A 13,858-nucleotide genomic window follows, 5' to 3' on the forward strand; every position below is an offset into this window, starting at 1 on the left:
GGTCCGCCCGGCTCTGCGTCGGATTCTAGGGATTCCCGGGGCGACATACGGGCCCTCGCCGCACACCCGGCACAATTGTGACGTGACCCAGCGCCTGTTCTTCGACTGCGACACCGGCATCGACGACTCGGTCGCGCTGCTCTACCTACTGGCACGCGCCGACGTCGACCTCGTCGGCATCGCCTCGACCGCCGGCAACGTCCCGGTCGACGTGGTCACCACCAACAATCTCGCCTGGCTCGAACTCTGCGGCCGTGCGGAGATCCCTGTGCACGTCGGGCCGATCGCTCCACTCGTCGCCGAACTCATGACCACAGAGGACACGCACGGGCCGCTGGGCGTCGGTCACGCCGAGCTGCCCACGCCGACCATCACGCCGAGCAACCTGGACGCGCCGGATGCGTGGATCGAGGCGTCGCGAACGCACGACGGAGAACTGGTCGGGTTGGTCACCGGGCCGCTCACGACGCTGGCCACCGCAGTCCGCCGTGACCCGGCCCTGCCCTCCCGTCTCCGACGCCTGGTGATCATGGGCGGGGCCTTCCACACCCACGGCAACACGACGCCGACCTCGGAATGGAACGTCGCCGTCGACCCGGAGGCCGCCGCAGAGGTCTTCGCCGCATTCGGAACCGCCGGCGCGCCGGAACCCATCGTGTGCGCACTGGACCTCACCGAGCAGGTCGTGCTGACCCCCGACCACGTGGTGCGCTTGGCAGCCGCATCGGGGAGCTCACCGCTGGAGTGCCCGGACCCGGGCGACGAACGGGGTCTGCGCTCGGTCGCGGACAACGAGATCATCCGGCATCTCACCGACGCCCTGCGCTTCTACTTCGAGTTCCACCACGACCACGACGAGGGCTACATCGCCCACCTCCACGACCCGTTCGCGGCGATGGTGGCCCTGAACCCCGATCTCGTCACGACCATCCCGGCACGGGTCGACGTCGAGCTCGTCGGCACCCTCACCCGCGGTATGACGGTCGCCGACGAACGCTGGATGTCGCCGCTGGGCCCCAACGCGCGGATCGCCACCGCCACCGACCTCGACGTCGTGTTCGACGACCTGATCGACACGATCGGCGCCTTCGCCCGTACCTTCGTCCGGATCTGAGGCGCGTGCCCGCCTAGGGTTGAACCGTGACCCGACTCGGATACCAGATCGCCAACTTCACCTACCCGGACGTTCCCGCGGATCAGCTGTTCCCCACCGTCGTCGCGCAGGCGCAGGAGGCGGAGAACTCCGGTTTCGACACGGTTTTCGCGATGGACCACTTCTATCAGCTGCCGATGCTCGGCGAGCCGCACGATCCGATGTTCGAGTGCTACACGCTGCTGTCGGCCCTCGCCCAGCACACCTCGACCGTGCGACTCTCGTCGCTCGTCACCGGCAACACCTACCGGAACCCCACCCTGCTCGCCAAGACGGTCACCGCACTGGACATCGTGTCCGGCGGACGGGGGCAGCTCGGGATCGGCGCGGGATGGTACGAGCTCGAACATGATTCGCTCGGCTTCGAGTTCGGCACCTTCACCGACCGGTTCGAGCGTCTCGAAGAAGCACTGCAGATCATCCGCGGCATGCTCGCGGGCGAGCGACCGAGCCTCGACGGCAAGCGCTACCAGGTGTCCGAGGCGCTGAATGTGCCTGCGCCGCTGTCGAGGATCCCGGTGATGATCGGCGGGGCCGGCGAACAGAAGACCCTGCGGATGGTCGCACAGTACGCCGACGAGTCGAACCTGTTGTGCCCGCCGAGCCACATCGCGCGCAAGCTCGACGTCCTCGCCGAACACTGCGACCGGCTCGGTCGGGACCGCTCGGAGATCACCGCGAGCATCCAGACCTACGTCTGCATGGCGCCCACGCACGACCAGGCGGTTGCCGAGTACGAGGCGTATGTCGAGCGAACGCCGGCAGCCGAGGCGCGGCGCCGGATGACCATCATCGGCGACCCCGACGAGGTCGCGGCGCGCTACGCGGACATGCTGGCGGCCGGTGTCGACGGTTTCACCGTCAACGCCGCGGCCAACGGCCATGTGCCGGGACGGGTCTCGCTGCTCGGCGAGACACTCGCCCCACTGATCGGCTGAGGGGGACGCCTCAGCGGTTGTCGAAGGCGTCGACGATGCGCTGTGCGGCGAGGGCCGGCGTCAGCACACCCTCGCGCAGCTCGTCCTCGACCTCGTCGCGGATGTCGCGCACGCCGGGCGACTCCGCGAGCCGGCTGAGCACGATGTCGTGGACCATCGACCACGTCCAGTCGATCTGCTGCTGGTTGCGGCGGGCGGTGAACTCGCCTGCCTCCCTGAGGGTCTGGTTGTGCTTGACGACCGTGTTCCAGAACTCGTCGACGCCGGTCCGCTCGATCGCGCTCATCGTCAGGACCGGCGGGGTCCACAGGGCGTCGTGCGGATAGATCAACCCGAGTGCGTTGCGCAGCTCGCGCGCCGCGCCCTTCGCCTCGTTGAGGTGCTTGCCGTCGGCTTTGTTCACCACGACCACGTCGGCGAGTTCCAGGACACCCTTCTTGATGCCCTGCAACGAATCCCCGGTGCGGGCCAGCGTCAGGAAGGTGAAGGTGTCGACCATGTTGGCGACGGTCACCTCGGACTGCCCGACGCCGACGGTCTCCACGAGCACGACGTCGAAACCGGCGGCCTCGACCAGCACGATCGACTCACGGGTGGCCTTGGCCACCCCGCCGAGCGTGCCGGAGGTCGGCGAGGGACGGATGTAGGCGTTCTTCTCCGTCGACAACCGGCCCATACGGGTTTTGTCGCCCAGGATGGAGCCGCGGGTGCGCGTCGAACTGGGGTCGACGGCGAGGACCGCCACCTTGTGCCCGAGTTCGACCAGGTGCATGCCGAGCGCCTCGATGGTCGTCGACTTGCCCACACCCGGGACGCCGGTGATGCCGACCCGGAACGATTTGCCCGCGTGCGGCGTCAGCTTCAGCAGCAGTTCCTGCGCCGCGGCCCGGTGATCGGGACGCTTGGACTCCACCAGGGTGATCGCACGCGCCAGGTCCGCGCGGCGATCGGCGAGAACCGCATCGGCCAGCGCGTCGACGTCGACCCGACGCCGAGTACCGTCCGCCATCAGTTCGCGGCCACCCCGGGCAGTTCCAGGCCGAGGGTGTCGGCCAGCTTGCCGATGAGCTCCACGGCCGAGTCGGCGATGACCGATCCGGGCGGGAAGATCGCGGCGGCGCCGGCCTCGTACAGCTCGGGGAAGTCACCCGGCGGGATGACGCCGCCGACGACGATCATGATGTCCTCGCGCCCGACCTCCTTGAGCGCCTCCCGCAGCGCGGGAACCAGGGTGAGGTGACCGGCGGCCAGCGAGGACACACCCACCACGTGCACGTCGTTGTCGGCGGCCTGCGCGGCCACCTCCTCCGGCGTGGCGAACAGCGGGCCCACGTCGACGTCGAAGCCGAGGTCGGCGAAGGCCGTCGCAATGACCTTCTGGCCGCGGTCGTGGCCGTCCTGGCCCATCTTGGCGACCAGCACACGCGGCTGGCGGCCCTCGGCCTCGGCGAACTGGCGCACTGCCTCGAGCGCCGCGTCGATGTTGCTCACCTCGCCCGCCTCATTTCGGTAGACGCCGCTGATCGTCTTGATCTCGGCCTGGTGACGACCGTAGACCTTCTCGAGCGCCTCGGAGATCTCCCCGACCGTCGCCTGATGACGCGCGGCCTCGATGGCCAGGGCCATCAGGTTGTTCTCCAGGCCACCCTCCGACGACGCCGCGGCGCGGGTCAGGTCGGCCAGGGCCGCCTCGACTGCAGCGGAATCACGCTGCGCCCGAAGGGTGTTGAGCTTCTCCAGCTGCTCGGCGCGCACCTTGGAGTTCTCGACCTTGAGGACCTCGATCTCCTCGTCGTCGGCCACCTGGTACTTGTTGACGCCGATCAGCGGCTGCTGCCCCGAGTCGATGCGGGCCTGCGTGCGGGCCGCGGCCTCCTCGATGCGCAGCTTCGGCAGGCCCTCGTTGATGGCCTGCGTCATGCCGCCGGCCTCTTCGACCTCGCGGATGTGCTTGCGCGCCTTCTGCGCCAGCTGGTGGGTCAGCGTCTCGACGTAATTCGATCCGGCCCATGGGTCGATCGGGCGGGTGGTGCCCGACTCCTGCTGCAGTAGCAGCTGCGTGTTGCGGGCGATGCGGGCCGAGAAGTCGGTCGGCAGGGCGATCGCCTCGTCGAGCGCGTTGGTGTGCAGCGACTGGGTGTGGCCCTGGGTCGCCGCCATCGCCTCGACACAGGTGCGCGCCACGTTGTTGAACACGTCCTGCGCGGTCAGCGACCAGCCCGAGGTCTGCGAATGTGTGCGCAGCGACAGCGATTTGGCGTTCTTCGGAGCGAACTCGGCGACGAGCTCGCTCCACAGGAGACGCGCCGCGCGCAGCTTGGCGACCTCCATGAAGAAGTTCATGCCGATGCCCCAGAAGAAGGACAGACGCGGCGCGAACTTGTCGATGTCCAGGCCGGCCTCGAGGCCCGCGCGGATGTACTCGACACCGTCGGCGAGGGTGTACGCCAGCTCCAGGTCGGCGGTCGCGCCCGCTTCCTGGATGTGGTAGCCGGAGATCGAGATCGAGTTGAACTTCGGCATCTTCTGGCTGGTGTACTCGAAGATGTTCGAGATGATCCGCATCGACGGCTTCGGCGGATAGATGTAGGTGTTGCGGACCATGAACTCTTTGAGGATGTCGTTCTGGATGGTCCCCGCCAGCTTCTCCGGCGGCACACCCTGCTCCTCGGCCGCCACGACGTAGAGCGCCAGGATCGGCAGCACCGCGCCGTTCATCGTCATCGACACCGAGACGTTGCCCAGGTCGATGCCGTCGAAGAGCTGACGCATGTCGAGGATCGAGTCGATCGCCACACCGGCCATGCCGACGTCGCCGGCGACGCGCGGGTGGTCGGAGTCGTAGCCGCGGTGGGTCGCGAGGTCGAAGGCCACCGACAGACCCTTCTGACCGGCCGCGAGGTTGCGGCGGTAGAAGGCGTTGGACTCGGCGGCGGTCGAGAAGCCCGCGTACTGGCGGATCGTCCACGGCTGGTTCACGTACATCGTGGGGTACGGGCCGCGGATGAACGGCGCAGCACCCGGGACCGAGTCGAGCGGGTACGGGTGCTCGGCGTCGTCGAGGATCGTGTTGCGGTCGGTGCGGGTGTACACCGGGGCCACGTCGATCTGCTCGGGGGTGTTCCAGGTGACCTGGTCGACCGAGTAGCCGTGCGCCGACGCCAGTTCCTCGGTGACGGGTGCGCCGGGACCGGCGGCCGCAGCGGTCGTCCCGTCGGTGAGCTCGACCCCGGCGAAGCTCGGGATCGACTGTGTCGGATTGGGTTCGGTCTGGGTCATGCCGTCGCTCCCGAGGTTGAGAGAAGCTGATCGAGGAGTTCGGAGAGCGTGCTCACCGCGTCGATGCCGACCCGCAGCGAACCGTCCGGACGATCGTCGGACTCGGGCCATTCCTTGTCGGGACCGGCGAGCAGGACCTTCGACAGACCGGCCGCACGGGCGGCGGCGAGGGCTGCCGGACCTTCCTCCGCGTAGCGGGCCTTGGTGCCGCAGATGACCGCGATCCGGGTGTTCGCACCGGCGACCGCGTCGCCGATCTCGTCCGCGGTCAGCGGGCCGGGGTTGACCACGGTGATGCCGCCGGCACCCAGCAGGTTGGCCACGAAGGTGGTGCGCCCGTTGTGTTCGGCGACGCTGCCCAGCGGGATGAGCAGGATCGACGGGCGCGCACCCTTCTCGGACAGCGCCACGTCGGAGCGATCGCGCAGCTCCTCGAAGGCACGGCCGACACGGGCCAGCTTCGGGGTTCCGGTGACCACGTCGGTCACGCCGGACGCCGAGGCGCCCTGAGCGTCGGACAGGGCCCGCTCGTCGATGTTCGGGAACTCGTTGACACCGGTGACCGAGATGCGACGGTGCGCGACCTCGGCATCGCGGCGGGCCAGCGAGGCGTCGACCTTCTCGGCGATCCAGCCGCTGTCGAGGGCGGCGCGGTAGCCACCGGCGGCCTCGACCTCGGTGAAGACGGTCCAGGCGTTCGCGGCGAGGTCGTCGGTCAGCGACTCGACGAACCACGAACCGCCGGCCGGGTCGAGGACGCGCCCGATGTTGGACTCCTCGAGCAGCAGCAGCTGGGTGTTGCGGGCGATGCGGCGCGAGAAGGACGCACTCGAAGTGCGTTTGTCGGCCGGGATCGTCGCGTCGTAGGACAGAACCGTCAGCTGGTCGGCGCCGCCGACACCCGCACCGAAGGCGGCGATGGTGCTGCGCAGCATGTTGACCCACGGGTCGCGCTGCGAGTACATCGACAGGTCGGTCACACCGTGGGTCAGTGCGCCACCGGCGTCGGGTGCACCGACGACCTCGGCCACGCGGGCCCAGATCTTGCGCAGCGCACGGAACTTGGCGATCGTCGCGAACTGGTCGTCGTCGGCGGACACCCCGAAGGTGATCTGGCCCAGGGCCGCCTCGGCGGACAGACCGGCGGCGGTCAGGTCACGCAGGTGTGCGACGGCCGCGGCCACCACGAGGGCGAGCTCGAGGCCGTTGTCGGCGCCGGCGGTCGCGAAGTCGCTGCCGTCGACGCGGAAGGTGCGGACCCCTGCGGGCAGGTTCGATGCGGCGAGGCCGGTGGCCTCGTCGGCGTCGACGGTGGCCCGTCCGGAGAACGCCGCGGTCAGCGGCGAGAGACCGAAGGAATGGGTGGTCGCGGCGGTGGGCGGCGCGGCGACCGGTGCGGCCTGCGCCTTCTCCTTGAGCGACAGCAGTTCCCGGGCGGCGGCGATGCCCTCGGTACCGGCGTCGAGCGTCACCGGCACGAGGTCGAGGTAGACGCCGCGCAGGACGGTGGCGAGGTCGGCGACACCGAGACCGCCACCGGGCTTGCCGACGGACAGCCAGAGCCCGCTGGTGCCGTTGGCCATCGCCTCGAGAACGAGTTCGTTGACGTCCTCGGCCGGGGTCTCGTCGTCGCCGAACCGCTCGGTGACGCGCCACCCGGTGGTGACATCACGGGCGGGGTCGGCACCGCGGACGAACGGGAACCGGCCGGGCAGGCCGGGTTCGGTCGTCTCGTCGCGACGTGTGTACAGCGGCCGGATGGTCAGCCCGTCGGCGGTGTCGGTCGAGAGCAGGGCCTCCGGTGTATCCGGGAGCTCGTCGACGTCGACCCGACGTGATTTTGCCAGAACGGCCGCGGCGGCCTTCGACCACGCCTGGTAGGCCTGATCGAGTTCTGTACGGCCGAGATCTGACTCGGGTTTGGGCTGGTCAGTTTGCTGTGGCATGTGGGGAAGCACACCTCCGTGAATGCTCTGTGCGAGCGCGTACACGACCTTAGCCGATCGCTCGCTCGGCCCATCAACGAGGTCGGGGTGAGCTGCGCCACCCGACGGGGTGCGTGCTGGTCGCGACGTGGAGGGGTCCGGTGAACTCCAGAGTAGAGTGTCCGGGTGCCCGAGCCAGCCCCCGTCACCGAGGTGACACCAGCCGTGACGGGCAGTCGACGCCGGGTCACCTTCGATCGCCGGGTCGTCCGCCGCGCGCTCATCGCCGCCGCGGTCGTGGCAGTGGTCCTGCTCGGTTCCTATTTCATCCCGCTCCCCTCGATCGGCAGCGTTCGAGCATGGGGCGACGACCTCGGCCCGGCCTTCCCGTGGCTGTTCTTCGCGGCGTATGCCGTCGTCACGATCGCACCGATCCCCCGCTCGACCTTCACGGTGATGTCCGGGATCTTCTTCGGCCCCCTCGTCGGGTTCGTCGGCGCGATGGTCGCCTCGTCGATCGCCGCGGTCGCCGCCTTCGGACTCGTGCGGGTCCTCGGCCGCGATCGGGTGCGACCATTCCTCAAGAAGCCGGTCGTCAAGGCCGTCGAGTACCGCCTGGAACGGCGCGGCTGGCTGGCCGTCGGCTCGCTCCGCCTGATCGCGGCCTGCCCGTTCTCGGTCGCGAACTACTGCTCGGCCTTGTCCTCGGTACGGCCGTTGCCGTTCACGGTCGCGAGCATCATCGGCATGGCTCCCGGAACCGCGGCCGTGGTGATGCTCGGCGATTCGCTGACCGGCGGCGCCAACCCCGCCCAGCTACTGGTCAGCGGAGCACTCTTCGCGGTCGGGATCGCCGGGTTGATCCTCGACGCCCGGTTGCCGGTGACCACCGAAAGCCCTCAAACCTCCGGACTTGATCACGGCGAATCAAGTTCAGAAGGTTGATCAATCCAGCCACAAGACTTGATCGAGGTCGATCAAGCCCGTAGGCTTGTGTGATGTTCGTCATGACCGTCGACCAACGCGGCAGCCGCACCGACGTCGACCGCGTCGAAGCAGTCCTGGAGCGACTCCGCGACATCGACACGGTCCGACCCTTCGAGCGCACCGCAGGCGACGAGATCCAAGGCGTCCTCGATGATCCGCACACCCTGGCACGCCTCGCCGTCGAACTGACCGCCGACGGACACTGGAGCGTCGGCATCGGCACCGGCGATGTCGAGCAGCCTCTCCCCTCGTCCACCCGCGCAGGCCGTGGAGCCGCCTTCGTCCACGCCCGGGACGCGGTGGAGGCGGCCAAGCGCCAGCGCATACCGCTGTGCGTACGCGGTCCCGATGCCCGATGGTGCCGCCACGCTCAAACCGCCGGCCGCCTGATCAGCGACATCGTCGCCACCCGAAGTGCGGCCGGGATCGAGGCGGTGGCCCTCATGCGACGCGGACTCACCCAGGCGGACGCGGCGGGCGTCCTCGACATCACACCCCAGGCGATGAGCCAACGACTCCGCGCCGCCGGCTGGGACCTGGAACCCGATTCCCTGGAGCTGCTCGCCGATGCACTCGCCGAGGCCAACCGCCGGCATGTCGGCGAGCAGGCCCCGGATGCGACGGTGGTGCGATGACCGGGATCGCGCTCGCCCTCCTCGTGCTGACCGCCGTCGCACCCGTGCTGTGGCTCGGGGTGGAGCAGCTGCCACGTGACCGCGCAGTCGACGGCCCGACCGCGCCGCGGTCGGCGACCATCGTGCACGCGATCGGCCTGACGGTCCTGCTGGGGCTCGCCACCGCGACGGCGATCGTCGCCGCCACCGCCGGACCCGCAACCGGGTTCCCGGCCGCCGCGGCGACCGTGATCGCAGCGGTCGCGGCAGTCACCGGTGGCGGCCCGGTGGTGCGCGCAGTACTGAAACTGGGCGGCGTCCGAAGGGAACCGTCGCCGACGCCCGCCCCGGAGAACCCCTCTGACACCGAAACCCCCGACGACACCGAGACCCCCGACGACGCGGACACCGCACCGTCCGACCCGAACGAGGTCGGGCCGCTCCGCGGCGGTCGCGTCATCGGTTATCTCGAGCGCCTGGCCGTCGTCACGGCGCTGATGGCCGGGTGGCCGGAAGGCCTCGCGATCATCCTGGCGGTGAAGAGCCTCGCGCGTTATCCCGAACTACGTGCGCCGCAGGCGTCCGAGCAGTTCATCATGGGCACCTTCGCCTCGGTGCTGTGGGCGATCGGCCTCGCCGGCATCGAACACCTCATCACCACCTGAGGTCGGCCTAACCGGGCGTGGTGCCGGTCTCCTCGACCGCGGCGTCAAGCGACGCGGGACGTGACGACCGGCCCACGCCGGTGCCGATCTCGGGGGCGACGGGCTTGCGGGCCACCGCCTCGGCCTCGGCGACGGCCTGCGCCACCTTCGGATCGGACGCCAGCGAGAACCAGTCCTCGGTCTCCGACTCGTCGATCTGCGAGGGCGGCGAGTCGGTCGGCTCGTACCGGAACACGCCGTCGTCGCCCTGGATGCCGAAGGACTTCGCGAAACCCTGGAGCGCCGAACCGAAGTCGGACGGCACCACCCAGACCTTGCTGCCCTCGCCCTTCGCCATCTCCGGCAACTGCTGGAGGTATTGGTAGGCAAGCAGTTCCGGAGTCGGCTTGGCCGCCTTGATCGCCGCGAACGTCTTCTCGATGGCCTTCGCCTCGCCCTGTGCGTTCAGGTAGGCCGCCGCGCGATCACCCTGGGCACGCAGGATGCGAGACTGCCGCTCCGCCTCGGCGGCCAGGATCGCGGCCTGCTTGGCACCCTCGGCCGCGAGGATCTGCGACTGCTTGTTGCCCTCGGCGGTCTTGATCGCGGACTCGCGCTGACCCTCTGCGGTGAGAATCGTCGCGCGCTTCTCACGATCGGCCTTCATCTGCTTCTCCATCGACTCCTGGATCGACGGCGGCGGCATGATCGACTTGAGTTCGACGCGGGCGACGCGCAGGCCCCAGCGGCCGGTCGCCTCGTCGAGCACGCCGCGCAGCTGCCCGTTGATGGAGTCACGGGAGGTCAGCGTTTCTTCAAGGGTCATACCGCCGACCACGTTGCGCAGCGTGGTGATGGTGAGTTGCTCGACGCCGGCGATGTAGTTGTCGATCTCGTAGACGGCCGAACGCGGATTCGTCACCTGGAAGTAGACGACGGTGTCGATGGACAGCGTGAGGTTGTCCTCGGTGATCACCGGCTGCGGCGGGAAGGACACAACCCGCTCGCGGATGTCGACCCGCGCACGGATCCGGTCGATGAACGGCAGCAGCAGCGTCAGCTGGCCGGACACGGTGCGGGTGTAGCGGCCGAGACGCTCGATGACCGCGGCCTCCGCCTGCGGGATGAGCGCCACCGATTTGGCCAGCACCACCGCCACGAACACGACCAGCAGTACCACCACCACCAAGCCGAAGATCTGTAAGTCGTCCACAATTCACCTTTCTCGCGGAATGTCGAGCAGGTCGGGTCGAGCGATCAGGCGCGCCACACCACTGCGGTCGCACCGTCGATCTCGACGACGGTCACATGGGTTCCGGGTTCGAGCACCACTGCGGGGTCGACCGACCGCGCCGACCAGATGTCGCCGCCGATCTTCACGCGACCGTCGTCTCCGTCGACCGTCTCGGTGACGACCGCCGGCTGCCCCTCCAGGGCCTCGGTGTTCATGAGCACGGCGGGGCGATTGAGCATGTGGCGCTTGGCAACCGGACGAACGGCGACGAGCAGCAGAACCGACACCGCCGCGAACACCAGGCCATCCACCCAGAGGGGCGGCTCCCACACGAAATCCACACCGGCCGCGGCGAAGGCACCACCGGCCAGCATGAGCAGCACCAATTCGCCACCGAACATCTCCGCGACCGCCAAGACGATCGCGGCCGCCAACCACAGCAGGGCGCTCATGTGTCCAGTCTGCCAGAGATGTCCGAGCACCCGCGGTTCGTCGACGGCGCGGGCGAGCGGGCCGTCGCTATCCGGCCTCTTCGGCAGCGGTGACGAAGTCGATGAGTTCCTCCACCGACCGGAGGAGGGGCACCTCGAGATCGCGGAAGCTGCTGACCCCGCTCAGCACCCGGCGCCAGCCGTCCCGCGGGTCACCCCATCCCAGCTGGGCGCACACCCCGGTCTTCCAGTCGGTGCCGCGTGGAATCCTCGGCCAGGCCGAGATCTTGACCGAGGCGGGCTTCACCGCCTCCCAGACGTCGATGTAGGGGTGGCCGCACACCAGCACGTGCTCTCCGACCTCGGCGGTGAGGTGGGCCTCCTTCGAACCGGCCACGAGATGGTCGACGAGAACACCCGCACGCCGATGCGGCGCGGGCTGGAACTCGGCGAGCGCCGCATCGAGGTTGTCGAGACCGTCGAGACTGACCACGACAACCCCCTCGGCCCGTAGGTCGTCACCCCACACCCGTTCGAGCAATGTCGCATCGTGCACGCCCTCGACGAAGATCCGGCTGGCCCGTGCGGTGCGCGCGCGGGTGCGCGGCGCGGCCCGCGAACCCGATGCCGTCGTCGCCGGTTTCTGGGGTCCGCGCGTGCGCGGCCTGACGAGGGTCACGGTGCGACCGTCGATCAGGAAGGCGCCGGGGTTCATCAGGAAGACGCGGGTCTGGCCGTGCCGGTCCTCGAGTCGGACCAGGTCACCGGCGTAGCTCTTCTCGAGCCCGACGACGGCACCGCAGAAACCGGTGGCGGCGTCCTCCACGACCAGGTCACGTTCGGCCGCGACCTCCACCGGACGCGGCTTGGCCCGGCGTGGCTGAGACAGCACATCGCGCCCGTACCGGTCATCCATCGCGTTCCACCTCTTCGTCCCTGGACATCTGCGCCCAACACCGTAAGCGCCCGTGCCCCCGGCGGCGGGTTGCCACGCCCGGCGACCGTTCCGGGGCCGGCGGTATCCTTGTTCCTTGATGAATCGCAGCGACATCCTCCCCTCCATCGTCGCGTGGCCGACCTGCGCCCTGGGCGCGTGGTCGGCCGCGTGGCTCACCGGGCGCTGCTCCCCCGACGACGTGATCGAGGCGCTCGCCGAATCCGCCGACCGGCATGAGGTGTCGACCGAACAGCCCACGACCCCAACGGGATCCGGGAACGGCGTACTGGACCTGCTGGGTTTGCTGAAACCGGCGCGTCGCCTGGCGGTGCGCCTGCCGTCCACCGGCGACCCGCAGGGTCTGCCGCCGAACCCCGCGACGTCGAAGGCCCTCACCGCCGGCGAGGTTCTCCTGGTCGACGATTCGGACACGGCGGGCACCCTCGCACTCGTCCCCGAGTTCTCCACTCTCGGTGTCGATCCCCCGTACGTGACCTGCTGGTGGACCACCTTCCGCTACGCGGACCGGCTCGACCTCGACCATCTGGTGTCGTCCGGCCCGTCCGCGGGTGACCTGGAATACGACCTGCGCCAGGCGGTCCGCGATGCGGCGTCGATCATCGGCGGTCTCGGCGGACGCCGGTCGGTCGATGCGGGCGATCTGCGCAAAGAGCTCGCGGGCCTCACCGCCCGGCATCGCGTCGCACTGCCCCCGCACGCGCTCGACGCCCGCTCCACGCGGCTCATCGACACCGCCGCCCAGGTGGAGGCCATCGTCGATCTGGCCGGGGCCCGTCGGGTCGAGATCGGCGACACCGCGGGGCAATGGGATTCGGGCGACTCCGCCCTACGCGGGCTGCAGACGCTCACCCGGACCGCACGCGCGGCCGCGGTCAACGCCACGATCGGTGAGCTGCTCCGCCGCTGATTCAGGTGCGACTCGGGAACGCGTCAGGCCGGACCGGACTCCGTTCGGCGTCGTGGCGGCCGGTCGGAGACGAGGCCGTACATCGTGATGCCGTTCCAGCACTCGACTGCGAACTCGCTGGCGCCCCAGACCTCCGCGTAGTAGCGACGCAGAGTCTCCGAACCCGTCCATGCGTAGTACGGACGCGATGCTGCCGTGCAGAACTGTTCGATCTCGCACATCATGCCGATGAGCGCTCGACCGCCGCGCTCTTCGGGCGAGACCAACGCGAGCCGGAGACTCACCGCGTCGTCAACGGGCGGCTCGAGCTGCGAACTGGTCAGGAGTTCGGCGAACCGCTCACGCAGGCCCGGTATCGACGCCACACGCGTCACGTCGACCGGCACCAGCGGCGGTTCACCGTCGTGCGACAGGTCGGCATCGTGTGGCTGAAAGATCAGGACACCGACCAGACGACCGTCTCGCCGCGAACCGAGGACACATCCCGCTTTCAGTAGCGGCCGGACGAGAATCTCGGCCAACCATTTCCGTAGGTCGATATCGGAAATATGCTCGCCGAGCAGCCACCGGTACAGGGGAATCTCGTCGACGTGACGGGTCAACAATTCGATCGCGCACCCGAGATCATCGTAGGTGAGCGTCGACGTCTCCACTTCCCCGAATTGTCGTGGTCGCGTTTCCATCTCACACCCGTCCTCAGCAGCGAAAATACTTCACCTTTTCCATAAACCGCGGGTGGGCCGCGTCATCACGACGCGGCCCACCCGGAATGACTGCCTACGAAGACG

The 13,858-nt window shown here is 69.1% G+C and carries 13 protein-coding genes; 6 read left to right on the plus strand and 7 right to left on the minus strand.

The annotated features are described in order from the left end of the window. Positions 1 to 82: 82 nt before the first annotated feature. Positions 83 to 1,114: a nucleoside hydrolase gene (locus OK17_RS07750; protein ID WP_461417113.1), complete on the plus strand. Its 1,032-nt coding sequence runs from the start codon at positions 83 to 85 to the stop codon at positions 1,112 to 1,114. A gap of 26 nt (positions 1,115 to 1,140) precedes the next feature. Continuing rightward, positions 1,141 to 2,091 (plus strand): LLM class F420-dependent oxidoreductase, encoded by a 951-nt coding sequence (locus OK17_RS07755; protein ID WP_461417114.1) that lies wholly within the window; start codon positions 1,141 to 1,143, stop codon positions 2,089 to 2,091. A gap of 10 nt (positions 2,092 to 2,101) precedes the next feature. Here the strand turns inward: OK17_RS07755 and meaB are convergent, their stop codons facing one another. From meaB to OK17_RS07770, 3 genes are read right to left on the minus strand one after another with little or no spacing between them, the layout of a single operon-like run. Further along, complete coding sequence (meaB, locus tag OK17_RS07760) at positions 2,102 to 3,100, minus strand: methylmalonyl Co-A mutase-associated GTPase MeaB (RefSeq protein ID WP_461417115.1); 999 nt, start codon at positions 3,098 to 3,100, stop codon at positions 2,102 to 2,104. Continuing rightward, a complete protein-coding gene (gene scpA / locus OK17_RS07765) occupies positions 3,100 to 5,370 on the minus strand; it encodes a methylmalonyl-CoA mutase (protein ID WP_461417116.1) in 2,271 nt (756 codons plus the stop codon). Before scpA ends, meaB begins: the two co-directional genes overlap by 1 nt. Next, complete coding sequence (locus OK17_RS07770) at positions 5,367 to 7,316, minus strand: methylmalonyl-CoA mutase family protein (protein WP_461417117.1); 1,950 nt, start codon at positions 7,314 to 7,316, stop codon at positions 5,367 to 5,369. Before OK17_RS07770 ends, scpA begins: the two co-directional genes overlap by 4 nt. 165 nt (positions 7,317 to 7,481) lie before the next feature. Here OK17_RS07770 and OK17_RS07775 point away from each other — a divergent pair, with 165 nt between their 5' ends. The 3 genes from OK17_RS07775 to OK17_RS07785 are packed head-to-tail and all read left to right on the plus strand — an operon-like array spanning position 7,482 to position 9,561. Then, positions 7,482 to 8,240, plus strand: a complete 759-nt coding sequence (locus OK17_RS07775) for a TVP38/TMEM64 family protein (RefSeq protein ID WP_232715125.1) — start codon at positions 7,482 to 7,484, stop codon at positions 8,238 to 8,240. Positions 8,241 to 8,293: 53 nt separating this feature from the next. Further along, on the plus strand, positions 8,294 to 8,917 hold the full coding sequence (locus OK17_RS07780) for a hypothetical protein (protein ID WP_232715124.1): 624 nt from the start codon (positions 8,294 to 8,296) through the stop codon (positions 8,915 to 8,917). Further along, complete coding sequence (locus tag OK17_RS07785) at positions 8,914 to 9,561, plus strand: hypothetical protein (RefSeq protein ID WP_461417118.1); 648 nt, start codon at positions 8,914 to 8,916, stop codon at positions 9,559 to 9,561. The genes OK17_RS07780 and OK17_RS07785 overlap by 4 nt, the downstream gene beginning before the upstream one ends. 7 nt (positions 9,562 to 9,568) lie before the next feature. Here OK17_RS07785 and OK17_RS07790 read toward each other — a convergent pair whose 3' ends face one another. From OK17_RS07790 to OK17_RS07800, 3 genes are all read right to left on the minus strand, one after another. After that, a complete protein-coding gene (locus tag OK17_RS07790; RefSeq protein WP_232715122.1) occupies positions 9,569 to 10,753 on the minus strand; it encodes an SPFH domain-containing protein in 1,185 nt (394 codons plus the stop codon). A gap of 44 nt (positions 10,754 to 10,797) precedes the next feature. After that, a complete protein-coding gene (locus OK17_RS07795; RefSeq protein WP_232715121.1) occupies positions 10,798 to 11,226 on the minus strand; it encodes an NfeD family protein in 429 nt (142 codons plus the stop codon). A 67-nt stretch (positions 11,227 to 11,293) separates the two neighbouring features. Continuing rightward, a complete protein-coding gene (locus OK17_RS07800; protein WP_232715120.1) occupies positions 11,294 to 12,121 on the minus strand; it encodes a DUF3097 domain-containing protein in 828 nt (275 codons plus the stop codon). Between the two features lie 118 nt (positions 12,122 to 12,239). Between OK17_RS07800 and OK17_RS07805 the strand changes: the two genes are divergently transcribed. Further along, complete coding sequence (locus tag OK17_RS07805; RefSeq protein WP_461417122.1) at positions 12,240 to 13,070, plus strand: serine/threonine protein kinase; 831 nt, start codon at positions 12,240 to 12,242, stop codon at positions 13,068 to 13,070. 23 nt (positions 13,071 to 13,093) lie between these two features. On the opposite strand, the gene OK17_RS07810 is transcribed toward OK17_RS07805, so the two are convergent. After that, positions 13,094 to 13,753 (minus strand): hypothetical protein, encoded by a 660-nt coding sequence (locus OK17_RS07810; protein ID WP_232715119.1) that lies wholly within the window; start codon positions 13,751 to 13,753, stop codon positions 13,094 to 13,096. Between the last annotated feature and the right edge of the window lie 105 nt (positions 13,754 to 13,858).

It is taken from the genome of Gordonia sp. GN26 (assembly GCF_054823965.1).